This is a genomic window from Paenibacillus lactis (genome assembly GCF_017873605.1).
In the GTDB taxonomy this organism is placed as follows: Bacteria; Bacillota; Bacilli; order Paenibacillales; family Paenibacillaceae; genus Paenibacillus_AQ; species Paenibacillus_AQ lactis.
This window is the reverse complement of record NZ_JAGGKI010000002.1, coordinates 312,178-334,664: the sequence shown is the minus strand read 5'-3', so window position 1 is coordinate 334,664 and position 22,487 is coordinate 312,178. Positions and strand designations below refer to the sequence as shown.

At 54.7% G+C, this 22,487-nt stretch carries 19 protein-coding genes; 17 read left to right on the top strand and 2 right to left on the bottom strand.

The genetic code is table 11. From position 1 onward, the window contains the following. Positions 1 to 146 precede the first annotated feature (146 nt). From J2Z18_RS04465 to J2Z18_RS04415, 11 genes are all read left to right on the top strand, one after another. A complete protein-coding gene (locus tag J2Z18_RS04465) occupies positions 147 to 734 on the top strand; it encodes a TetR/AcrR family transcriptional regulator (RefSeq protein ID WP_007130608.1) in 588 nt (195 codons plus the stop codon). Positions 735 to 875: 141 nt separating this feature from the next. Continuing rightward, the gene (locus J2Z18_RS04460; protein ID WP_007130607.1) at positions 876 to 1,337 is read left to right on the top strand and encodes an SRPBCC family protein; all 462 of its coding nucleotides are present in this window, start codon (positions 876 to 878) and stop codon (positions 1,335 to 1,337) included. Between the two features lie 240 nt (positions 1,338 to 1,577). Beyond that, complete coding sequence (locus tag J2Z18_RS04455; RefSeq protein ID WP_007130606.1) at positions 1,578 to 2,999, top strand: aspartate ammonia-lyase; 1,422 nt, start codon at positions 1,578 to 1,580, stop codon at positions 2,997 to 2,999. 310 nt (positions 3,000 to 3,309) lie between these two features. Further along, on the top strand, positions 3,310 to 4,947 hold the full coding sequence (locus J2Z18_RS04450) for an ATP-binding protein (RefSeq protein WP_007130605.1): 1,638 nt from the start codon (positions 3,310 to 3,312) through the stop codon (positions 4,945 to 4,947). 342 nt (positions 4,948 to 5,289) lie between these two features. After that, positions 5,290 to 6,621 carry a hypothetical protein gene (locus tag J2Z18_RS04445; RefSeq protein ID WP_007130604.1) on the top strand — a complete coding sequence of 444 codons (1,332 nt, stop codon included), beginning with the start codon at positions 5,290 to 5,292 and terminating at the stop codon, positions 6,619 to 6,621. 460 nt (positions 6,622 to 7,081) lie between these two features. Then, positions 7,082 to 7,990: a DUF4349 domain-containing protein gene (locus J2Z18_RS04440; protein WP_251536092.1), complete on the top strand. Its 909-nt coding sequence runs from the start codon at positions 7,082 to 7,084 to the stop codon at positions 7,988 to 7,990. 227 nt (positions 7,991 to 8,217) lie between these two features. Beyond that, positions 8,218 to 9,234 carry an NAD-dependent epimerase/dehydratase family protein gene (locus J2Z18_RS04435; protein ID WP_007130602.1) on the top strand — a complete coding sequence of 339 codons (1,017 nt, stop codon included), beginning with the start codon at positions 8,218 to 8,220 and terminating at the stop codon, positions 9,232 to 9,234. After that, on the top strand, positions 9,235 to 10,317 hold the full coding sequence (locus J2Z18_RS04430) for a dihydrodipicolinate synthase family protein (protein ID WP_007130601.1): 1,083 nt from the start codon (positions 9,235 to 9,237) through the stop codon (positions 10,315 to 10,317). Between the two features lie 39 nt (positions 10,318 to 10,356). Continuing rightward, the gene (gene sdaAB / locus J2Z18_RS04425) at positions 10,357 to 11,040 is read left to right on the top strand and encodes an L-serine ammonia-lyase, iron-sulfur-dependent subunit beta (RefSeq protein ID WP_007130600.1); all 684 of its coding nucleotides are present in this window, start codon (positions 10,357 to 10,359) and stop codon (positions 11,038 to 11,040) included. After that, entirely contained in the window at positions 11,037 to 11,957 is a 921-nt protein-coding gene (sdaAA, locus tag J2Z18_RS04420) for an L-serine ammonia-lyase, iron-sulfur-dependent, subunit alpha (protein ID WP_007130599.1), read from the top strand. The genes sdaAB and sdaAA overlap by 4 nt, the downstream gene beginning before the upstream one ends. A 6-nt stretch (positions 11,958 to 11,963) precedes the next feature. Continuing rightward, positions 11,964 to 12,869, top strand: a complete 906-nt coding sequence (locus tag J2Z18_RS04415) for a Gfo/Idh/MocA family protein (RefSeq protein WP_007130598.1) — start codon at positions 11,964 to 11,966, stop codon at positions 12,867 to 12,869. Between the two features lie 149 nt (positions 12,870 to 13,018). Here J2Z18_RS04415 and J2Z18_RS04410 read toward each other — a convergent pair whose 3' ends face one another. Next, the gene (locus J2Z18_RS04410) at positions 13,019 to 13,282 is read right to left on the bottom strand and encodes a hypothetical protein (protein WP_040738803.1); all 264 of its coding nucleotides are present in this window, start codon (positions 13,280 to 13,282) and stop codon (positions 13,019 to 13,021) included. A 126-nt stretch (positions 13,283 to 13,408) separates the two neighbouring features. Between J2Z18_RS04410 and J2Z18_RS04405 the strand changes: the two genes are divergently transcribed. The 6 genes from J2Z18_RS04405 (at position 13,409) to J2Z18_RS04380 (ending at position 21,903) form a co-directional block, all read left to right on the top strand. Beyond that, positions 13,409 to 15,031 carry an extracellular solute-binding protein gene (locus tag J2Z18_RS04405; RefSeq protein WP_007130597.1) on the top strand — a complete coding sequence of 541 codons (1,623 nt, stop codon included), beginning with the start codon at positions 13,409 to 13,411 and terminating at the stop codon, positions 15,029 to 15,031. A gap of 83 nt (positions 15,032 to 15,114) precedes the next feature. Further along, the gene (locus tag J2Z18_RS04400; RefSeq protein ID WP_007130596.1) at positions 15,115 to 16,080 is read left to right on the top strand and encodes an ABC transporter permease; all 966 of its coding nucleotides are present in this window, start codon (positions 15,115 to 15,117) and stop codon (positions 16,078 to 16,080) included. Then, complete coding sequence (locus J2Z18_RS04395; protein ID WP_007130595.1) at positions 16,074 to 16,952, top strand: carbohydrate ABC transporter permease; 879 nt, start codon at positions 16,074 to 16,076, stop codon at positions 16,950 to 16,952. Before J2Z18_RS04400 ends, J2Z18_RS04395 begins: the two co-directional genes overlap by 7 nt. 66 nt (positions 16,953 to 17,018) lie before the next feature. After that, positions 17,019 to 19,259, top strand: coding sequence for a helix-turn-helix domain-containing protein (locus tag J2Z18_RS04390; protein ID WP_007130594.1), 2,241 nt, complete (start codon positions 17,019 to 17,021; stop codon positions 19,257 to 19,259). Between the two features lie 27 nt (positions 19,260 to 19,286). Next, positions 19,287 to 20,285, top strand: a complete 999-nt coding sequence (locus tag J2Z18_RS04385) for a zinc-dependent alcohol dehydrogenase (RefSeq protein WP_007130593.1) — start codon at positions 19,287 to 19,289, stop codon at positions 20,283 to 20,285. 43 nt (positions 20,286 to 20,328) lie between these two features. Further along, positions 20,329 to 21,903 (top strand): FAD-dependent oxidoreductase, encoded by a 1,575-nt coding sequence (locus tag J2Z18_RS04380; RefSeq protein WP_007130592.1) that lies wholly within the window; start codon positions 20,329 to 20,331, stop codon positions 21,901 to 21,903. A 97-nt stretch (positions 21,904 to 22,000) separates the two neighbouring features. Here J2Z18_RS04380 and J2Z18_RS04375 read toward each other — a convergent pair whose 3' ends face one another. After that, entirely contained in the window at positions 22,001 to 22,369 is a 369-nt protein-coding gene (locus J2Z18_RS04375; RefSeq protein WP_210094232.1) for a hypothetical protein, read from the bottom strand. Between the last annotated feature and the right edge of the window lie 118 nt (positions 22,370 to 22,487).

The following is a 22,487-nucleotide window of genomic DNA, read 5'->3' as shown; positions in this document are numbered from 1 at the left end:
TGGCTTGAGCAAAGATTGAGGGCGCGTGGGTTAAAGCAGAGCCTCACGCCCGATTACCTTCTATTGACAACAAAAGTGCAAGGGGCTACAATCATACAAAAAGGGCGATAGTGAGCACTAACAAACGAAATGGGGAGGGAGCATAGGTGAAGCTTAGGGAAACGATGAGCAACAAAGACAGACTGCTGCTGACGGCAATCGATCTGATGGCCTTGAAGGGATACAAGGGAGTATCGACCAAGGAAATCGCATCAGCCGCGGAGGTTAGCGAAATGACGCTGTTCCGCAACTTCGGAAGCAAGCAGAATCTGCTGGAGACAGCAATCGAGCGCTTTTATTACGCCGGGGAAATGAAGCGTGTGTTTGACGAAGAGCTGGTCTCGGATTTGGAGAGCGACCTGCTGCTCATCAGCCGGCGATACCAAGAGAGCATGAACCGCAACCGGAAGATGATCCGCATCGTGCTGCAGGAGCCAGAGCTGAAGCCGCTTAGGGACCAGGCCCAACGGCATCCGAGGCTGCTTAAGGAGATGCTGACGGAGTATTTCGATCAGATGCAGCGCGAGGGAAAGGCAGCAAGTACCGATTCGGAAGCGGCGGCGTTGTCGTTCATGTGGATGAATTACGGGGCGTTCATGAGCAGCTTGTTCGAAGCGGAGCCGATTACCGACGGGAGTATGCCGGGGCTTCTGGAGAACGGGATCTCGCTGTTCGCAAGGGCCATGAGGCCGTGAGAGCCAGCCTCGTGCCCCCAAATTTTCGCCACGGTACAGGAAAAAACTCGTCAGAACGACGTTTTTTTTACAAGAATAGATAGTTAGCACTAACTATTGATTGTGATCAAAGGCAGGTATGAAAAAAGGAGGGATCTGTTTATGAAAGAGTCTCAAATTACACGCTCCGAGCAAAAGCCGGTCGGCTTGACCGCAGCTGCGGGATTTCAGGTCGGGGTCCGCAGAACGTTGCCGATCACGCAGGAGGAGGCATGGCGATTGCTGATTTCACCCGAGGGATTGTCCCTATGGCTGGGAGAGGTCGAGACGCTGGAGCTTGCTCGGGGAACGGCTTTTGCGACACGGGAGGGAAATCATGGGGAGCTGCGCGTCGTCAAGCCTATGCACCAGCTTCGGATGTCATGGCAGCGGGCCGGCTGGAGCGTCCCCTCGACCCTGCAGATCCGCCTTCTGCCAACCAAGCAGGGGGGAACGACCATCAGCTTCCATCAGGAGAAGTTGAAGGATCTGTACGCCAGGGAGCAGATGAAGGCGCATTGGGAGGATGTGCTGCACCGATTGAAGGAAGCATCCGATGGAATCAGCCGGGAGCACCATGAATAGCTTCTGTTGAACCAATGCCGATGGAGCGTCATTCCATCTCCCTAAAGGCCTGCCTTCAGACCGGCGATTGCTTGCACATCCGCACAAAATGATCAATCTTCCCTGACATCGGACGTAAACTATAGAGGGGGAGTTAGAGGATTTTCCCGTTTCAAGCAGAATTCTATATATATCCGGGCATGATGGATGATAGCAGGTTCCCTGCATTTACAAAAAAAGAAAAGGCGATGGTGATTGTCCATGGGTATGCAATTTCGGGTTGAAAAAGATTTTCTGGGGGAAAAACAGCTTCCGGCTGAAGCTTATTACGGCATTAATACCGTCAGAGCGGTTGAGAACTTTCCGATAAGCGGCGTGCCGATCCACGCAGAGCTGATCTCTGCGCTAGGGGAAGTGAAGAAGGCGGCAGCCCTGGCCAATATGGAGCTCGGGTTTCTGCCGAAGAAAATCGGCCAAGCCATTGTTGAAGCAGCAGATGAAATTATCGCAGGCAATCTCCGTTCGGAATTCATCGTGGATTCGATTCAAGGCGGAGCAGGCACCTCGATTAATATGAATATGAATGAGGTTTTGGCGAATCGTGCACTGGAGCTTCTAGGGAAGCAGAAGGCGGAATACTTTTACTGCAATCCTAACAATCATGTCAATATGTCGCAGTCCACGAACGATGCCATTCCGACCGCAATCCGCATTGCCTCTTACCGCCTGGCGCAGGAGCTGCTCGCGGTATTCCGGACGCTGGTGGATGGTATTCGGGCGAAGGCCCGGGAGTTCGATGATGTGATCAAGATGGGACGCACGCATCTGCAGGATGCGGTTCCGATTCGGATGGGGCAGGAGTTCGGGGCGTACGCCAACGTGCTCAGCCGGGATATCGCCCGGATTGATCGGGCTGCGCAAGGGCTGCTCGTCGTGAACATGGGGGCGACAGCGGTTGGAACAGGACTGAATGCAACGCCGGCTTATATGGACAGCGTGGTGAAGCATCTGGTTGAACAGACGGGATTCACCTTGAAGCAGGCCGAGGACCTCGTCGATGCTACCCAGAATACCGATGCTTATATGGAGCTCTCGGCTGCCTTGAAGGTATGCGCCGTGAATATTTCGAAAATGTGCAACGACATCCGCTTAATGGCTTCAGGGCCGAAAGCCGGGTTGAATGAGCTGAACGTGCCGGCAAGACAGCCGGGCTCTTCCATTATGCCAGGTAAGGTTAATCCGGTGATGGCCGAAGTAATGAACCAGATCGCCTTCCAGGTGATCGGAAACGACCATACGATCAGTCTGGCTTGCGAAGCGGGACAGTTCGAGCTTAATGTCATGGTTCCGGTAGCGGCGAACAATTTGATGCATTCCCTTAAAATTTTGAGAAACGGAATGGACGTGTTCTACAAGAACCTGGTGGTTGACCTGCAGGCCAATAAGGAACGCTGCAAGCACTTCGTTGATACCAGCTACGGCATCATTACCGCATTGAATCCGCATTTGGGTTATGATGTGGCGTCCCGCTTGGTGAAGGAAGCACAGAAGACGGGCCAGAGCATCCGGGAGATCATTCTGGAGCAGGGTCTGTTGACGGAGGAGCAGGTCGAGGTTATTTTGGATCCGTATCACATGACCTCCCCGGGAATCGCAGGCGAGGAGTTTCTGCTGAACCAGTAGGCTCCAAGAAGGCAGAATGCTTCGGTTACAGGTAAATGGCAATACGGTAGATCCAAGCTTACCGTAAACGAATTACGGCTTGAATAGCATGGCGGTGCAGGTTAATCCTGCGCCGCTTTTTTTCATGAACTTATATCTTAGTTCCTTATCCGACATCCGGATCATGGTGATCGAATCCAAACGGCCAAAAAAAGCCAAGGGCGGAGACAAGCCGTTATGGTATGATAATGTTAGATATATTAGGCAGAGGGCAGGCCGCAGGGTCTTGTGTTGAGCCCTCTGATTGTATTAAAGAGCTATGCTTAAATAGATGAAACGTAATATAAAGGGGTACACGCTTGTGGAGAATCAATACGGTGAAATCACAGATCGGGAGATTATACAGGATGCTAAACAGCAGTGCAAAGATAAAGGGATGAATCCGGCGTTTCTTCCATCTCATCCTGATCGATTGGATCCCGAGACATTGGCCGCAAGGCGTGAAAAATATAAGGAATATATCGAAGTCACGCAAATGTTCGTTCGGAAATTTCTCTCCTCCGGCTCAGGCAATCCGGTCACCATTACGCTAACGGATGATGACGGGTACGTGCTTGATCTTGCAGGGGATCCTGCCATTATTGAAACGGTGAGAGAATTGGGAATCGGAGAAGGGCTCGGGTATAACGAACATAACGGCCCGAGCTCGGTGCATCTGTGCCTTCAGCACAAGCGCCCGTTCCGGTTAGTCGGAGAGGATCATTATCATCACATTCTCCAGCGGATGGCCTGTTATTCCGCTCCTTTCCGCGGCGAAGACGGCTCAAGGATTCTAGGCACGCTCTCCCTCATGACCGATATCGAGCACGAGCATCCTCACCTGCTTGCGTTGCTCTGCACAATGGCGGATTCGCTCGAGCGCGAAATGTTTACCCGGAAGCAGAACACCCAGCTTCAGACTCTGAATCAGGTGCTCATGGATACAAAGTACCACGGCGTCATCATTACCGACGACAGCGGGCGGATTCTGAAGATGAACGATTGCAGCTTAAGGCTGCTCTGTCCGGATGATGGCGACCGTTCGAACTATGTGAGCCGGCCGATATTTGAGATTCCTCCGATCAGCCGGTATTATGAGCAGGTCATTCACAAGGGGAAATCCTGCATCGGCGCCGAGCTGACCATGGAGCTTGGCGGGGATATTCATCACTATATGCTGGATGTGCAGCCGGTCTACGACCGGGAGGGCAATCTCATCCGCGTGATCGGCACCCTGCGGGACATTACGGAGATGAAGCGAACGGAGGAAGTGCTTCGCAATACGGAGAAGCTGGTCTTTGCCGGACAGGTGGCCGTGAGCATTGCCCATGAAGTCCGCAATCCGCTAACAACGGTCAAAGGGCTGCTGCAGCTGGCACATCGGGACAATAACCTGCGCCATTATGATTTGATGATGTCCGAGCTGGAACGGGCCAACCTCATCGTGGGGGAATTTATGATACTGGGTAAGCCCCAGGCGACGGTGTTCAAGCTTGAGGATTGCGGCGGAATTTTGGAGGAAGTGCTCCAGCTGTTCGAAATTCAGACCGAATTGAATGACATTGAAATAACCCGCACCCTTGAGCAGAGCGCCACCATCCGCTGCGACCGGAATCAGATCAAGCAGGTGTTCCTGAATATTTTGAAAAATGCGATGGAGGCACTGCCTTACGGCGGCCATATTCATGTTCGTTTGGATGTATGGGAAGGGTATCAGCGGATTACCTTTACCGATAACGGCACCGGCATGACGGAGGATGTGCTTTCCCGGATCGTGGAGCCGTTTCATACAACGAAGCCCGAAGGGAACGGCCTCGGGATGATGATCGTTCACCGGATTCTTGAAACCCATGACGGGACGATGACCATTCGAAGCGAAGCGGGAAAAGGAACATCGGTCGAAATCGGACTGCCGATTCAGGATATGTAGACTTTTGGGAGATCCCGGGGCGCCTTGGGGACGGTAACGACGATTGTTTGTGTATCTCTTAGGTATGAACGAGCAAACGCTGACCGCTTCATCTTTCGGTCCGAATCGGCCGGGATGGGGGTCAGCGTTTTTTTGTTCATTTGCTTGAAATCACGAAGTGCGGAGTGCTACTTTTTGTACTCCATGTACAAAGCTTCGTTCGATCCCATCATGCTGGGAGATGGATTCACTTTGGCTTCATAACTTGCCAAATTTTCGATAGCAGGTATGATTTAGGTAACCATGCCGGCTTGATTAACTCGAATCGCCGGTGCAAACCGAAAACAACGGGAGTGAAGGATCGTGAGTGAGAGCAGCCGGCTGCAGGTTCAGCAAATTCGCATCGGGATTATTGGGACGCAGACCATTGTCGATAAAATCATGAAGATCATGGACACTTTTCCGTCCTTCGACCCGATGCCGCTGGTATTTCAGGAAGAAGATGAAGCGCCTGCCTTGGCTCAGCGAATCAGTGATGAGGTGGAGGTATTGTTCCTCTCCGATCCGTTGTCGCAGCGGAAGGTAAAGGAGAGCGGGCGCTTGGCGATCCCCGTTCATTATGTGCCGGTCACCGATGCCGGCTTGTATAAAGCGTTGTTCTCAGCCAGCCAGAAAGGGGAGCTTGCGGGCGGAGTATCCGTGGATACGCTGACGGAAACGATGGTTGTGCGCACGCTGAAGGATTTACGCATCCCTTCGGTACGGGCCGTCGTATACGATGGGCCGGCATATGCCCCTAAGCAGCACATAACCGCCTTCCACCAAGCCCAGTACGAATCGGGTGCATGCTCCATTGCGCTTACCGGCGTCGAATCGGTCGCCAGGGAGCTGGCCGCCCTTGGTATTCCGCATGAATGGCTGCTTCCCTCGGATCAGGATATCGTGGTGTCGCTGGAGCGGGCATTGTTATCTACGGCATCCCGCCGAAGCCGGGAAGGGCAAATCGTTGTCGGCATGATCAATGTCGATGATTTCGGAGCCCAGGCGCTTCGCCGCAGCAATGAGCACGAGGTGCAGAAGCTGAAGCTCGACATCCACCGGATGGTGCTGGATTATGTGGAATCGCTCGATGGGTATTTGACCCATCTGGGCGGGGATGAATATTTGTTTTTTACGACACGGGGGATCTTTGAGCGGGAGAGCGGCGGGTATAAGACCATTCCGCTGGCCAAGGACGTGAACAAGACCTACGGGATCTCGCTGAGCATCGGGATGGGCTTTGGCAGATCGGCCAGCATGGCGGGGACGAATGCCCGCATCGCGATGCGGAAGGCGAAGGAGGTCGGCGGCAACGCCTGCTTCATCGTCCGGGAGGACGGAACGCTGATCGGCCCGCTGGAGATGGCCGATCCGGTTCAGGAGGTGCTATCCGTGACGGATCCGGCCTTGATCAAGCGGGCGGAGGATGCGGGGATGACAAGCGCGTATTTGAGCAAGCTGCTGAACCAGCGGGCCCGCTCCGGCAAGTATGAGTACAAGGTCCATGAGCTTGCGCATCTGCTGGATATTACGGTGCGGAGCGCGCATCGGCTGCTGCAGCTGTGGACCGACCACGGTCTTGTCGAAATTTCGGGGATCGAGAAGGTGCCTCGGGGAAGACCAAGACAGATTTTCAGATTTACGTTTTTGGAATAGCTCTGTGGAATTGCTCTGAGAACAGGCGCCTCTTCCGTTATGCGACGGAGGAGGCGCTTTTGGCGATGGACTACATCATCAAAAGCGGAATTGGAGCAGGTGGGGCTAAGATGGTGTCCTAAGCCGAATCGCCGAGCGCATATGCGGAGTTAAGGGGATAAACGCGGCATATTGCGAGCCGTAAGACTCGCCTTGATAATTTCTTATAGCCGGATCCGCAACCTTCCATATGATGGAACCGTTAGTAGTTAAAACGGGAAATATCCATATATAGGGTGTTAAAGGATGAGAAAGCGGAGTTCATGGATTGCTGCGTTGATGCTTATCGTGTTGCTGGTCAGCGGCTGCTCATCGGGTTCTCAAGGCAAAAGCGAAAGCCCCGGAAGCCGAAACGCAATCAGCCTCGGCGGATCGGACTTCAAACACAGACGGAGGTGCGTCGGCGAAAAACGTAACGTCGGTGAAAAGCGGTCACAATGCCGAGGAACCGGCCTCGGCGGATGCCGAGCTTCCGAATATGCCATCGCCTGCTCAGACTTCCGGCGCGGGCATTAATTCGCAGGATCTGTCAAACGGGCTTAACAAAAAGCTGATGTACAAAGCGAATATCGTGATGGAGATTCAGGATTATGGCAAAGCGCAGTCGGAAGTCCGGAACATCGTGACGCTTTCAGGCGGCTATATCGTGAATTTCAGCGAAACCCAGTCCAGCAGCGAAAGAGGCGGCACGTTTATTGTGAAGGTTCCTGCAAACGGCTTCTCCTCCTTCTTAAACCGTTTGGAGAACATTGCGCATGAAAACCTGCAGCGAAGCATCGAGGGGCAGGACGCGACCGAGGAATATGTCGATCTGGAATCCAGGCTCAAGGCCAAGCAAATCATGGAGGAGCAGTACGTAGCCTTCATGAAGAAGGCGACCAAAACGACCGACCTTGTTGCTTTTGCCAACGAGCTGGAGCGCATTCAATCAGAAATCGAGCAGATGAAGGGCCGGATGCGGTACATTGACCAAAACGTGTCGTATTCCACCGTAGAAATCAGGCTTTACGAGACGCCGCAAAAAAAGGATGATCCCAAGTCCTCCGCCGCCCAGGCGCCGCTCGGCCAGCGGGTCTCCGAAGCCTTTCAGGGCAGCATCGACGTGATCACCATCATCGTCCAATGGATGATCGTCATCCTTTCCGGCTCGCTTCCCGTCTTGGTCATCGCGGCCCTCGTCCTGCTCATCCTATGGCTGGTTCGAAAATCGGGGCAGCGGAAACGGGAAGAGGCTGCCCAAAAGCGAAAGCTGCTCAATAACGGGCCGACGTTTGAGGAAAGGCATCCGGAAGGCCCACAGGACGAGGAAAACGAAAGGAAAGACGAATAACGGCAAGAGTTAAACTTAAGAATACGATGCAGGCAGTCGCCTTTGGTTTCAGATTTCTACTGTGCCAGGTTCTATACCGTCAAGAAATCTGAAACCTGCAGCGATTGCAGAAACATTTTGCGTGCTTGCCCTAACATCCATTTATTTAAAGACGATTTAAAGATTTGTCTTTATATAATATCCCCCCGTATGATGAAAGGGAATCAATACGAGGAGGAGATGGAATGATGTTGACAGTTGCAGAACTAGAAGCGAAGCTGGCTGAGCCTTCGGAACAGCTGGTCGCCGATCTGGCGTCATTGGATGGAGATATTGTGGTACTTGGCGTCGGTGGGAAGATGGGTCCGAGCCTTGCGAGACTGGCGGCGAACGCTGTCCGCGAAGGAGGCGGGGGTAAACGGATCATTGGTGTGTCCCGGTTCTCGAACCAGGAGGCTAGACGCGAGCTGGAGGAAGCGGGCGTCCACACGATCTCGTGCGACCTGCTGAACGATGGGGAGCTGCAGCAGCTGCCGGAGGCCCCGAACGTCATTTATATGGCCGGGAATAAGTTCGGCACGACCGGCCGCGAGTATTTCACCTGGGCAATGAATTCGTATTTGCCTGGGCGGGTGGCTGAGAAGTTCAAGCAATCGAGGATCGTGGTGTTCTCGTCGGGGAATGTGTACCCCTTCTCCCCGGTAGGGAGCGGCGGTGTGGACGAATCGGTTGCGCCGGAGCCGATCGGCGAGTACGCGCAGTCCTGCCTGGGCCGGGAGCGGGTCTTTGAATATTTCTCCCATCAGAATGGAACGCCGATGGCCATATACCGTCTCAACTACGCGATCGATATGCGGTACGGCGTACTGCATGAGCTGGCCAAGGCCATCCATGAGGACCGCCCGATTCACCTGGCGATGGGGCACGCGAATATTATATGGCAGGGGGATGCCAACGCGATGGCGCTCCGATCTCTCTTGCATTGCAGCACTCCGCCCGAAATCATTAACATTACCGGACCGGAGACGATGTCGATCCGCTGGGCGGCACAGGAACTGGCCAAACGGATGGGGAAAGAGGCGCAGTTTATCGGCACGGAATCCGAAACGGCGCTGCTGAATAACGCGTCGAAGTCGCACCAGCTGTTCGGCTATCCGAAGGTATCCCTGCTGCAGATGATCGACTGGACCGCAGCATGGGTACAGGCTGGCGGCGAAAGCTGGAACAAGCCGACACACTTCCAAGAGAGAAAGGGGAAATTCTAAATGAGCGGACTGACAACCACAACCTTGCAATTGGCGCCCGAAAAATTAGCGGCCCTCCATCAAGGGCTCGTCATTCCGGCTCACCCCCTCGCCTTGGACGAGAACCGTAAGCTGGACGAACGTCGTCAGCGGGCCTTATCCCGTTACTATGCGGCATCCGGTGCCGGCGGCATTGCGGTCGGCGTGCATTCGACCCAGTTCGAAATTCGCGAGCCCGGCATTGATCTATACGAGCCGGTGCTGCGGCTTGCGGCCGAAGAAATCGGCAAGGCCAAGCTTGAGCGTCCGTTCATCCTGGTCGCGGGCGTCTGCGGACCGACTCCGCAAGCGCTCGAGGAGACGGAGACCGCCAGAAGGCTCGGTTATGATGCGGTGCTGCTCAGCATGGGCGGTCTTGACGGCTGGAGCGAGACAGACATCCTGAAGCGGACCGAGGCGATCGCCGCTAAAATGCCGGTTATCGGCTTCTACCTTCAGCCATCGGTCGGCGGAAAGATCTTCTCCTTCGATTTCTGGCGGGCTTTTGCCGAAATTCCGAACGTCGTGGCCATCAAGATGGCGCCGTTTAACCGGTACCAGACGATCGATGTCGTTCGTGCCGTCTGCTACTCCAGCCGCCGGGACGAGATCGCGCTGTATACCGGCAATGACGATAATATCGTGAACGATCTGCTGAGCACGTACCGTTTTCAGGTCGACGGGGTTGCTGTAGAGAAGGGGATCGTCGGCGGACTGCTCGGCCACTGGGCTGTTTGGACGCAGAAAGCGGTCGAGCTGCTGGAGGAAATCAAGGAGGCGAGAAAAGCCGGAAGCCTCTCCAAGGAATGGCTGACGCGCAATGTCGAGATTACGGATTGCAATGCGGCTTTCTTTGACCCCGCGCATGGGTTCGCCGGATGCATCCCGGGAATTCACGAGGTTCTCCGGCGCCAAGGGCTGCTGAAGGGCACCTGGTGCCTGAATCCGCATGAGACGCTGTCGCCGGGACAGGCCGAGGAAATTGATCGGGTCTATCGTGATTATCCGCATCTGAATGACGACGACTTTATTCGCGAGCACTTGGAAGAATGGCTTTCGGACTGATACAATGAGGGCAGAATAGTCGAAAGTGGGGAATCGCGTATGCGGTTTAAAGATGTGTTTTCAATTATCGGGCCGAGTATGGTGGGGCCGTCGAGCTCCCACACCGCCGGGGCCGTCCGGATCGGAAGGGCTGCGCGGCGCATATTCGGCGCGTTCCCCGACCAGGCGGAAATTGTATTTTACGGCTCCTTTGCCGATACCTACCGCGGTCACGGCACGGACCTGGCCGTCGTCGGCGGACTGCTGGATTTTGCCACGGACGATATGCGCATCCGAAGCTCGATTGAGCTGGCCGAGGCGGCAGGCATGAAGCTGACCTTCAAGACGGCGCAGAATGTCGCTTTCCATCCGAATACGGTGGAGCTGAGACTAATCAGCGGAGAGCGCGAAGATCGCATTGTAGGCGCTTCCATAGGCGGAGGGAGCGTTGAGATGCTGCGGGTGAACGGCTTTGACGTCAAGTTCACGACCAACTATCCGGTGCTGCTGGTCTTCCATGACGATACGCCGGGCATGGTGGCGCATATCACCCGCCTGCTCGAGGGCGGAGGCGTCAATATCGCCTATATGGATGTGGATCGCAAGGGACGAGGCGGTGATGCCCTGACCGTCGTCGAATCGGACGAGGCGGTTCCGCAGGAGCTGATGAAGCATATCGAGGGCCTGCCTGGCGTGCATCGCGTCGTGTTCGCGGATTTGACGACAGAGGAGGCGGCGTCATGAAATTTTCCACATTGAAGGACATCATTGCCTGCTGCGAGAAGGATCAAGTGACGATCGGGCAGCTGATGCTGCAGGAGCAGATCAAGGAAACCGGCAAAAGCCGGGAAGAGACATTCAAGCAAATGGCCGATTATTACGGCATTATGAAAGAGGCGGTTCACCGGGGCATTCATGAGCCGGTTCCGTCGAAGAGCGGCTTGACCGGGGGCGATGCCGTCCGGGTTCATGAATATTTGTCAACAGGCGTGCCGGCGCTCGGCACGGATGCGTGTACAGCGCTCGCTTATGCGCTGTCCGTATCGGAAGTGAACGCGTCCATGGGACGGATCGTGGCCACGCCAACCGCCGGCTCATGCGGCATCATTCCCGGCGTGTTCGTCAGCGCGCAGCAGCGATTTGGCTGGGATGACGATCATCTGGTGATGGGGCTGTTCAGTGCAGGCGCCATCGGATATGTCATTGCGAACAATTCATTCATTTCGGGCGCCGAGGGCGGATGTCAGGCCGAAGTAGGCTCTGCGATCGGCATGGCCGCCGGCGCATTGACGGAGCTTCGTGGCGGCACGCCGGAGCAGGCGGTCCATGCGGTAGGGCTTGCACTGAAGAACTCGCTGGGCCTCATCTGCGACCCTGTCGGCGGTCTGGTAGAGATTCCGTGCATCGTTCGCAACGGCTTCGGCGCGGTTACGGCGCTGGCGGCGTCGGATATGGCGCTGGCCGGCGTTCGAAGCGTCATCCCGTCTGATGAAGTGATCGATGTCATGCTGGAGGTCGGCACGGCCATGCCGGCTAAGCACCGGGAGACCGCGAAGGGCGGGCTTGCACAGACGCCGACCGGCAAGAAAATTTTAAAGGACCTCTACGGGAAGGAAGGCAAGAAGCTGCGCGAGAAGGGTGCAAAAGGGAAGGGGGAGTAACCGGATATGACGCTGTTGAATATCGGCATTATCGGACTGGACACGTCCCACGCGGTCGCGTTTACCCGGCTGCTGAACGATCCCGGACACCCGTACCATATTCCGGGCGGCCGGGTTACGGCTGCGTTCCCCGGAGGATCGCCGGACTTTCCGCTTAGCGCCGGCCGGGTGGACGGCTTCACGAAGGAGATCAAGGAGCAATTCGACGTTGCGATTCTGAATACGCCGGAAGAGGTGGCTGCCGCTTGTGACGCCGTCCTTCTGCTGTCGGCAGATGGGCGGGTACACCTGCGGCAGTTCCGCTCGATCGCTTCTTACGGCAAGCCGGTGTTCATCGACAAGCCGCTGGCGCTGCGCACGGATGAAGCGAAGGAGATCCTCGCCGCAGCGTACAGCGCCGGCGTGCCGCTGATGAGCTCCTCCTCGCTCCGCTATGCGGATGCGCTCGCTAAGGAGCTTGTCGGAGAAGGCCGCGGCAGCATTCTGGGCACCGACGTATCGGGGCCGATGGATGTGCAGCCGACCCAGTCCCACTATTTCTGGTACGGCATTCACGCCGTCGAGATGCTGTATGCCGTGATGGGGAGCGGCGCCAAGGAGGTTACTGCGGTCTCTACGGAAACAGAGGAGCTGATCACCGGCGTCTGGGAAGATGGCCGCATCGGAACGGTACGCGGGAGCCGGAGGGGCACCGGCAGATTCACGGCGTTGATCCATCGAAGCGAAGATTGCCGGTTTATCGATGCTGGGGCATCGGATAAGCCGTGGTATGCCAGCCTGCTGGAGCAGGTGATGATCATGTTTACCGAGCGGCGAACCGTTCTTCCGCCAGAGGAAACGCTTGAGGTGATCTCATTCCTCGAAGCTGCCGAGAAGAGCAGACGGAGCGGCTGCAAAGAGCGGCTCATGTGACGCCGTCATTCGCGAATTTGATCGGCTGAACCATGCGCGCAGCCTCCATTTCGGAGGGGAAAATGAACATCAAATGAACACGAAATGTGAGGGATTTCCGGAGGGAAATCCCTTTGTTTTTTGTTCTATTTCTACCGCTTTAGCATTTTCTACACAGCTAAAAAGCCTGCTATATCAAGGGATTCAGCGATTTTAACATCGGCTGCAGGGAAAAAGTCCAGCTGGCTGAAATACGATGGTTTACGAAAACCTGAAAGCGCTTTTATGATGAGGGCGGGTAGAAAATGCAATATGGACTTCAGCCCGAAGGCAGCTTTATGAAAAGTAAGAAATACATTCTTGAAAAGCTGCACAGGACGATAGGACTTGGGAGGGGATAACGCCCGCAGGAACATCTGATGAAATGTCATCATCTAAGCGCATCACGCGGCAGGGCATGATTGAGCGAGAATGAAGTAGGGAAACGACGGGGGTAGTATAACGAAGGCATCTTATGACTCAGTCAAATACGAAAATCCAGATTTAGGAGGAGCACATATATGAGAAAACCAAAACCATGGTTTCGTATGGCACTTGTATTAACCATTATCATGTCGATGCTCGCTGCATGCAGCGGCGGGGGCAAAGGGGCTGCGCCGGAGGCGGGAGGCGGCTCAGGCGAAACACCTGCTCCGGCCGCACCGGCCGATCCGAACCAATACGGAGATACGGGCGGGCTCACGCTGCCGCTGGTGGATAAACCGACAACCCTCACTTGGATGGTGGTGAGCGAGAAGACGAATCTCAATGACTCTTTGCTGGCCAAGGAAATCGAGAAGCGTACCGGGATTAAAATCAACTTCCAGGCGTATTCGGCGGCCACGTTCAACGACAAGCTGAAGGTAACGGTCGCTTCCGGCAAGCTGCCGGATATTTTCCACGGCCTGACGCCGTCGGAGCTGAAGAAGATCGGCAAGCAGAAGGCGGTTGTGGCGATTAACGAACACCTTGACATGCTGCCGAATTTCAAGCGGATGTATGTCGAAGAGAATCCTTGGGTCATTCCTTCCTATGGGGATGAATCCGGGAACATCTATACCTGGCCGGTGGCGAACATCAACCGTGACGTGAACCACGGCTTCCTGTACCGCAAGGATATTTTCGACGAGCTCGGCATTAAGGAATGGACGAATACCGAGGAGTTCTACCAAGCGCTTAAGAAGCTGAAAGAGGCTTATCCGGACTCCTATCCTTACGCTTCCAAGACGAAAGAGCATATTTTCCGCGACTGGGCATACGGCTGGGGCATGGGCGGCGCCAACTATCCGGTATATTACGACGAGGCGGCCAAGGTTTGGAAATATGCGACCGTGCAGCCGGAGCATAAGGAAATGCTCGACTTCATGAAGAAGCTGTACAACGAGGGTCTTCTCGATCCGGAATTTATGACCGATACCGACGATTCCTGGACCGCGAAGATGACGAGCGGTAATAAATCCTTCGTTACCTATGACTGGATCGGCCGCCTTGACCTGTTCTACAACCAAGTGAAGGACCAGAACCCGAACTATGATCTGCGTTACGGCAATCCGGTAGGCCCGACGGGCAATGGCAAGACGATCGAGAGCATTACGAACGGCTTCAGCATCGCGGTTGCGAACAATGATAATAAGGAAGCGGCCCTGAAGCTGCTGGACTACTTGACGAGCCCGTCCGGCGCAACGCTGGTAACGATGGGTGTAGAAGGCGAGACATTTAAAATCGAAGGCGATAAAGCCGTTTATCCTGAGCTGACGGACGTTCCATTGGTGGATATCAGCGTCCTGGAGGACCGCTATGGACTGTGGCTGCAAGGCTTGTACGTCAATGCCGACAAACGCAGCGTGTACTTCAACTATACGGAGAAAGAGCAGGAAGCCCAGGATAAGCTGCTGAACGGCAACAAATTCGAGCCGCTGGATCCGGTCCTGAACTTCACGGACGACGAAACGGCCACGATTGCGGAAATTCAGACGTCACTGAAAAAATTGGCGGATGAATTCAACGCGAAGTACATTCTGAACAAAGACTACGGCGACGCGCAGTGGCAGCAATGGCAAACGCAAGCCGAGAAGCAAGGCGCCAAGCAGCTGGTCGACATCTTCAATGCCGCTCAGAAGAGACTGGATGAAGCTACGAAGTAAGCAGCAACAGATATAAGGCTGATGGCGGCATCCGGGATTCGCACCCGGGTGCTGCTCATCTTCTTAAGGAGGGAAAGAACACCATGGCAAGTGCAGGGACAGAGATGAAGCCGGCCGCTCCCCGCGGGGGAATCGGCGGACGAATGGTTGCAGCCTTTCAGCATATGAAGCGGGACCGGCAGCTGTTAATTTTGTTTATTCCGTGTCTGTTGTTTTATATTATTTTCCGTTACGGGCCCCTGTACGGCTTGATTATTGCTTTCAAGGACTACAGCGTGTTCACCGGCATCATGGAAAGCGAATGGGTGGGACTTAAGCATTTCGAGAAATTTTTCAGCAGTCCGGACTTTTGGCTGCTCTTTAAGAACACGCTGCTTCTCGGCGTATACAATCTGATTTTCGGATTTCCGTTTCCGATCATTTTGGCGATTCTCTTAAATGAGGTTAGGGTCCGCTGGTTCAAGCGTTCGGTACAGACGCTCAGCTATCTCCCCTCCTTTCTGTCGGTGGTCATCATCAGCAGCATGATTATCGATTTCCTCTCGCCGAACCAAGGGATCATTAACCAGTTCATCGCGGCGTTAGGCTTTGAGAAAATCTATTTCCTAGGGGAACCCAGCTGGTTCCGAACCATTTACGTCTCCTCGGACATCTGGGCGACCGTAGGCTATGAGGCGATCATTTATATGGCAGCGATCGCGGGCATCAACCCTTCCTTGTATGAAGCGGCGAAGGTGGACGGGGCCAAGCGGCACCATATGATTTTTCGGATTACGATTCCCGCTATTCTTCCGACGATCATCATTATGTTTGTCCTGAAGACGGGTTCGATGCTTCGCATCGGTTACGAAAAGGTGCTCCTGCTCTACAGCCCGATGACATATGAGGTAGCCGACGTATTCTCTACTTACGTCTACCGGAAGGGACTCATGGAGAGCAATTACAGCTATGGCGCAGCCGTAGGCTTGTTTGAAGCCGTTGTCGCGATGATCCTGCTGTTATCCTCTAATTACTTCAGCAAGCGATTGGGAGGCAGCGGACTATGGTAAACAAACGATTCAGCCTTCGAAATATTTCATTGTTCGGCGTCGTAAACACGATCATTCTGACGTGTCTTGCTATCATTACCGTGTATCCCGTGATATATATTACAGCCGTTTCGCTCAGCGCGACGTCCGAGGTGGTGCAGGGGAATGTTACGCTGTTCCCGAAGGGCTTCAATCTGGACGCGTATGCCCAGGTGCTTAATGACGACCGGGTGCCGCGCGCGTACCTGAATACGATCATGTACACGGCGCTCGGGACGGCCATCAACTTGCTCTTAACGGCCGTAGCGGCCTACCCGCTGGCACGCAAAAATTTCTTCGGACGCAAGTTCTTTTTGCTGGCCATCATCATCACCATGTTCTTGAACCCGGGCATTATTCCGAACTATCTGATCGTCTCGGAGCTGGGGCTGCTGAACAGCGTGTGGGCCTTGGTGCTGCCGAATGCGATCTGGACCTTCGAGCTGCTGATTCTGAAGAGCTTCTATGAGAATATGTCGGAATCGCTGCGCGAGGCGGCTGTCGTCGACGGCGCATCCGAGTACCGGATCCTGTTCCAGATCGTGATCCCGCTCTCGAAGCCGGCGCTCGCTTCCATCGGTTTATTCTACTTCATGGGTCACTGGAACAGCTTCTTCATCCCGATGATCTACTTGAACGATTCGGTGCTGTACCCGCTGCAGGTGGTGCTGCGCGATATGCTGATCTTCAGCGAGAACGGCAGCAATCCGAGCCTGGTCGACGCGGCGGCGCTGGCCCCGCAGGCGATGAAGAACGCAACGATCGTATTGTCGATGATTCCGGTGCTGCTGATCTATCCGTTTGCGCAGAAGTATTTTGCCAAGGGGGTTATGCTCGGCTCTGAAAAAGGCTGATCGTGAAGGGACCCGGGCCATGTGTGTTGAATATGAAGGGATGACATCAAGAGAGGTGAATCCATAATGAATCGACTGATCGCCAACAGAGGATTGCTTCAGATTTTCTTCGCTCTGCAACTGGTCATCGGCATCATGTTCATATTCAATTACATCGTGTACAAAAATTCCATCAGCGGAATTTATGACAAGGTGAGCGATAACAATCGCATGGTGATCAAAAACGTCATTCAATCGTTTGATACCAGCTTCTCCTCCATCAACAACCTGATCTTCAACATTCATGCGCTTCCTTCGGACCGGATTCAGGCGGACAGCGGAGGGCTTGACATGGAGAAGGTCATAACCCTGCAGGACAATCTGACGAGCATTGTGTCCAATGTTGATATCGTGGAGGACGTGATCATCTCGTTCGATGATCATGATCTTGCCATTACGACCCGGGGAACGAGCAACCTGGATGCCCTCTTTGACAGACGCTACACATCCCAGCGCTACAATTCGATGTTCTGGAAGAATCTTACCCGTTCCGAGCACGAATTTACGGTATTTCCGGCCGAGGTTTACATGGATCAGAGCACCGGGTACGGGCGAAATCTGATGATCGCGGTGGATAGCAACAAGGTCCGGTTATCGAACAAGAACCTCATGATTCTGATCAACGTGAACAAGCTGCTGAAAGGCATCGACCTGAACTCGATGATCCCCGGCGCTTCGCTCATCGTGCTGGATGCGAACCGTAACGTCATTCTGAGCACGGAGAAGGACCTGGATTTGGTGGATATCTTGAACGATGTGTATTTTAACCCGTCCCAGGAAGCTTCCCTGACGCATGGCAATTACGAGTACAATTTCTACAAGTCCGAGTATAACGGATATATCTATATCAACAAGCTGCCTTACAAGTTTCAAAATATCGATTCCGTCACCGATGCCAATCAGTGGATTATGTACGGGGCGATTGTGCTGGCGGTGCTGATGTCGCTGCTGCTCAGCGTCTACCTGTACCGGCCTGTCAAAAATATCGTCAAGCTGCTTGGCGGCAGCACGCTGAAAGGGAACGATTTCGTAAAAATTCAAAGCGGCATTATCAAGGTCCAGCGGGAGAACGAATCGCTGAAGAAGCAAATGGACCTTGTCGACGAAGAAATACGAAGGGGCGTATTCCTGCAAACCCTTGACGGTCAGAATCATTCGCGGGAGCAGGAAATTCAGATGCAGAAGCAGTACACGCATTTTTTCCAGAGCAGGCATTTCGTGATGGCGGCCATCTATTTGCAGCCGGAAGACAAGCTGGACTCGGAGGGCGGATTCGTGCTGGAGGAATTGACGGCAGCGATTCGAAGCGATCTGACGGCGCGCTACGAGCATGCGGTTGTGTATCATATCGAGCATTTGCAGTTTCTGGCGCTGATCGGCCTTGACCAGCCTTCGGAACGGAAGAAGCTGGTGCAGCGGTTCGAGGAATTCCTCGGGGCAGCGAAGCAAGGGTATCTGCAGGCATTCGGGGTATGGGGTTGCGTCAGCCGGGCTTACGAGTCCAAGATTAGCAACTGCCGCGCAGCCTATGAAAATATTAAGGAAGGGCTGCTGTACCGGCATGTGAATGAGGGGACTGTCATAGTGGACACGGAACGCATCCGGTACGTCCCCGAGCTGTATTTCCCGCTTCAGGAGATCGAGAAGCTGAGCAACTGCATGTTGAGCGGCAAGGTGGATGAAGGGCTGCGGATCGTCAATGAGATCATTCAGGAGAACGTCTCGCTGCAAATTCATCATCATCAGATGGTTCATATTGCCAAGAGCATGTTTTTCTTTGTCCTGAAGCAGGCGGAATCCTCTTCCGCGGATCGCAGCGAGCTGTTCCAGCTGGAAAGCGCCTTTATCCGCAAGGTCGATCATGCGTTTACGTACAAGGAAATTCAGGAGGCGCTGGTTGAAGTGATTCGCGTGGTCGCGAATATGCGCAATCACGATCCGCGCAGCAAGCTGAATCCGGCATTCATCTCTCAATATATCGAGCTTCATTATATGGAGAACCTGTATCTGGACCATATGGCGGAGGTGCTGGATACAAGCTCCAAATATTTCTCGAATTATTTCAAGAAGACATTCGGCGTCAATTACGTGGAGTATTTGAACAAGGTCCGGCTGGCCCATGCCCGGGAATATCTGCGCAACACGGAGCTCAGCATCGCTGAAATCGGCGAGAAGACGGGCTATTCGAACTCGTCCACGTTCACAACGACATTCAAAAAGTATTGCGGCGTCTCCCCGAGCGAGTACCGTAAGACCTCGGGGAAATAGGGGCCGCAAGGAAGCAGGAGGCATCATATGAAGGCGGTGGCTACGATTCAAGGCAATGTGATCATTGCCGATCTCGAGGAGCCGGTTGAAGTGCCGGCAGGGCATGTTCGAATACGCACCGAATATTCGGCCGTGAGCCCGGGAACCGAAATGACGTTTATCAAGAGAGCTTCCGATCAGCCTGTGGTGATGGGTTACAGTGCGGTCGGGATAATTGAAGCGATCGGGGAGCGCGTCAGCGGCCTGTCTGTCGGTCAGCGCGTCGCCTGTTACGGGGCGCCTTATGTGCGCCATGCCGAGGTGCTGACCGTTCCTTCGAATTTGACGGCAGCGGTGCCGGATGGGGTCGATCCCAAGGAAGCGGCATTCGCGGGTCTCGGAGCGATCGCGATTCATGCGCTGCGGGTGGCCGACTTACGTTTCGGCGAATCTGCCGTTGTCGTGGGCCTTGGTATTCTCGGCCAGCTGATTGCCCAGATTGCGCATGCGGCAGCCTTCCCTGTCGCCGGATTCGACTTGAATTCGGAGCGGGTGAAGGAGATGCGGGCGTATATCTCGCATGCCGCCGATAGCCGTGAGCAGCTGGAGGAGAGCATCCGGCGCTTGACGGGCGGGCATGGCGTGGACAGCGTTATTTTGTGCGCAAGCGGCCCCGGAGAGGAGCTGATCAACGCCTCGATGGGTTGGATCCGGGACAAGGGGAAAATCGTCATTGTCGGCGATTTGACCACCGTGTACTCCAGGGAAAAGATGTTCGCCAAGGAGGCGCAGGTTCTCATCTCGCGGGCAGGCGGTCCGGGGCGCTACGATGCGAACTACGAGCTGGAGAACCGTGATTATCCGATCGGCTTCGTACGCTGGACGGAAGGGCGCAATGTCGCCGAATATATCCGTCTGCTTGCGGAAGGAAGAATATCCGTAAGACCGCTTATTTCCCACGTCGTTCCCGTAGAGCAAGCGGCCGGCGCATATGAGCGGTACGGGCCCGGCTCCACCACGCTCGGAACGATCTTTAAATACAGCTAGCCCTGGCGGATAAATAACATTATCGATACGAGGTGAACAGACGTTGGGTCAACATAGAGAGGCGGACATTATCATCCTCGGCGGGGGGCTGGGCGGATGTGCCGCAGCATTGGCGGCGGCTCGCAGCGGGAAACGCGTCATCATGACGGAGGCCGAAGATTGGCTAGGCGGGCAGATCACCAGTCAGGGCGTGCCGCCGGATGAGCATCCCTGGATCGAACAGTTCGGCTGTACGGCGAGCTATCGCGAATTCCGCAGCCGGGTTCGGCAGTATTACCGGTCGTGGTTTCCATTAAAGCCGGAAGCCAGAGCGGCCGAACGCTTCAACCCCGGCAGCGCGCTGGTGAGCGCAATCGCTCATGAACCCCGGGCAGCCCTGGCCGTTCTGCGGGATATGCTGGCTCCGTACGTCCACAGCGGTAGGCTCGTTATCCTCACGGAGCACGTCCTAACCCGAGCAGAGAGCGACGGTGACCGGGTCACGGCCGTTTCGCTGCGGAACGTAAAATCCGGCAATGAGGTTACCCTTACCGGCGCGTTGTTTCTGGATGCGACCGAAGAGGGGGATCTGCTGCCGCTTGCGGGAATCGAGTACGTCACCGGCGCGGAATCCATGGAGGATACAGGGGAACCCCATGCGCTGTCCGGTTCGCCGGACCCGATGGATATGCAGGCGTTCACGTGGTGCTTCGCGGTTGACTACCTTGAAGGTGAAGATCATACGATTCCGAAGCCGGATAGGTATGACTTTTGGAAAGCGTATCAAGCCGATTTCTGGCCCGATCGCATGCTCAGCTGGAGCGGGCTCGTCCCGCATACGCTGGAGCCTGTCACCTACAGCCTGTTCCCGGACGGCAAGTCATTCTCGCTGTGGAAATACAGACAGATTTTGGACCGGGAGCATTTCGCCGCAGGCGCTTTCGATAGCAACGTGACGATCGTGAATTGGCCGCAGAACGATTATTGGCTGGGACCGATCATTGATGTAAGCCCGGAGGAGCGGGAGAAGCATTTGAAAGAGGCCCGGAGCCTAAGCTTGTCGCTTCTCTATTGGATGCAGACGGAAGCTCCTCGTCCGGACGGAGGAGCCGGTTATCCGGGGCTTCGTCTCCGTCCCGATGTGCTCGGCACAGAGGACGGTCTGGCGAAGGCGCCGTACATCCGCGAGTCACGCCGGATCCGGGCGGAATTCACTGTTAAGGAGCAGCATGTCGCCAGCGATTGCCGGCCTGATGGAAAGGCAGCGGAGTTTTTCGATTCCGTCGGCGTCGGCTGCTACCGGATCGATTTGCATCCAAGCACGGGACAGCGCACCTATATCGACATTTCGAGTCTCCCCTTCCAAATTCCGATGGGAAGCCTGATTCCGGTGCGGGTGAGCAATGTGCTGGCCGCATGCAAAAATATCGGCACGACACATATTACGAACGGCTGTTACCGCCTTCATCCGGTCGAGTGGAACATCGGAGAGTCGGCGGGGTATTTAGCGGCTTATTGCGTGGAGCATGGTCTGAAGCCGTCCGAGGTCCGCAGTAATCCAGAGCGGCTGGAGGCGTTCCAGCACCTGCTGGTGCGGCAGGGGATCGAGCTGTCGTGGCCATCCATTCACGCGGTTTAAACCAGAGCGGTGCAGGAATATAGGGCGGTGCAGGTATGATCCTGCACCGCCCATTTTAGGTTACATCTATAGACCGGAAGAACGCGGTCCGTTTGCCCTAATTTTTGAATAAATAAGACAAAAAGTAATGCAGAACGGCAACCACAGATCCCGCCAGTACCAGGATAATGATCGTCGAGATCGGCATCAGATTCATCGTGATGACATAGAAGAGGGCAACGTTGGCAGGATAGATCAGAATATAGAGCACGCGCCTGAACGCACGATACCGCTTTAAACCCAGGATGGCAGCCTGAAGGATCATGGACAGAAACAGAATAAAGAAAGAAGGCGTGAAGAAGATGGCCGTCGCAACGTCATTGAACAGAACCATTTCGTCATCCGGCGAATAGTTCGGCCAATACGTGATTACGCCGTACAAGGACAGCAGCGCAGAAACAACCAGCCATATATAATAAGGCATCATACCCACCACCTTTATCTTAAGGGTGTTCCTTTTCGGATACTCCCCGTAATTCCCCTTCGCTATTTACAAACGCTTGGAGCAGGGGGTTAGTTCGATGCTTTCTATCTTTTTTTTGAAA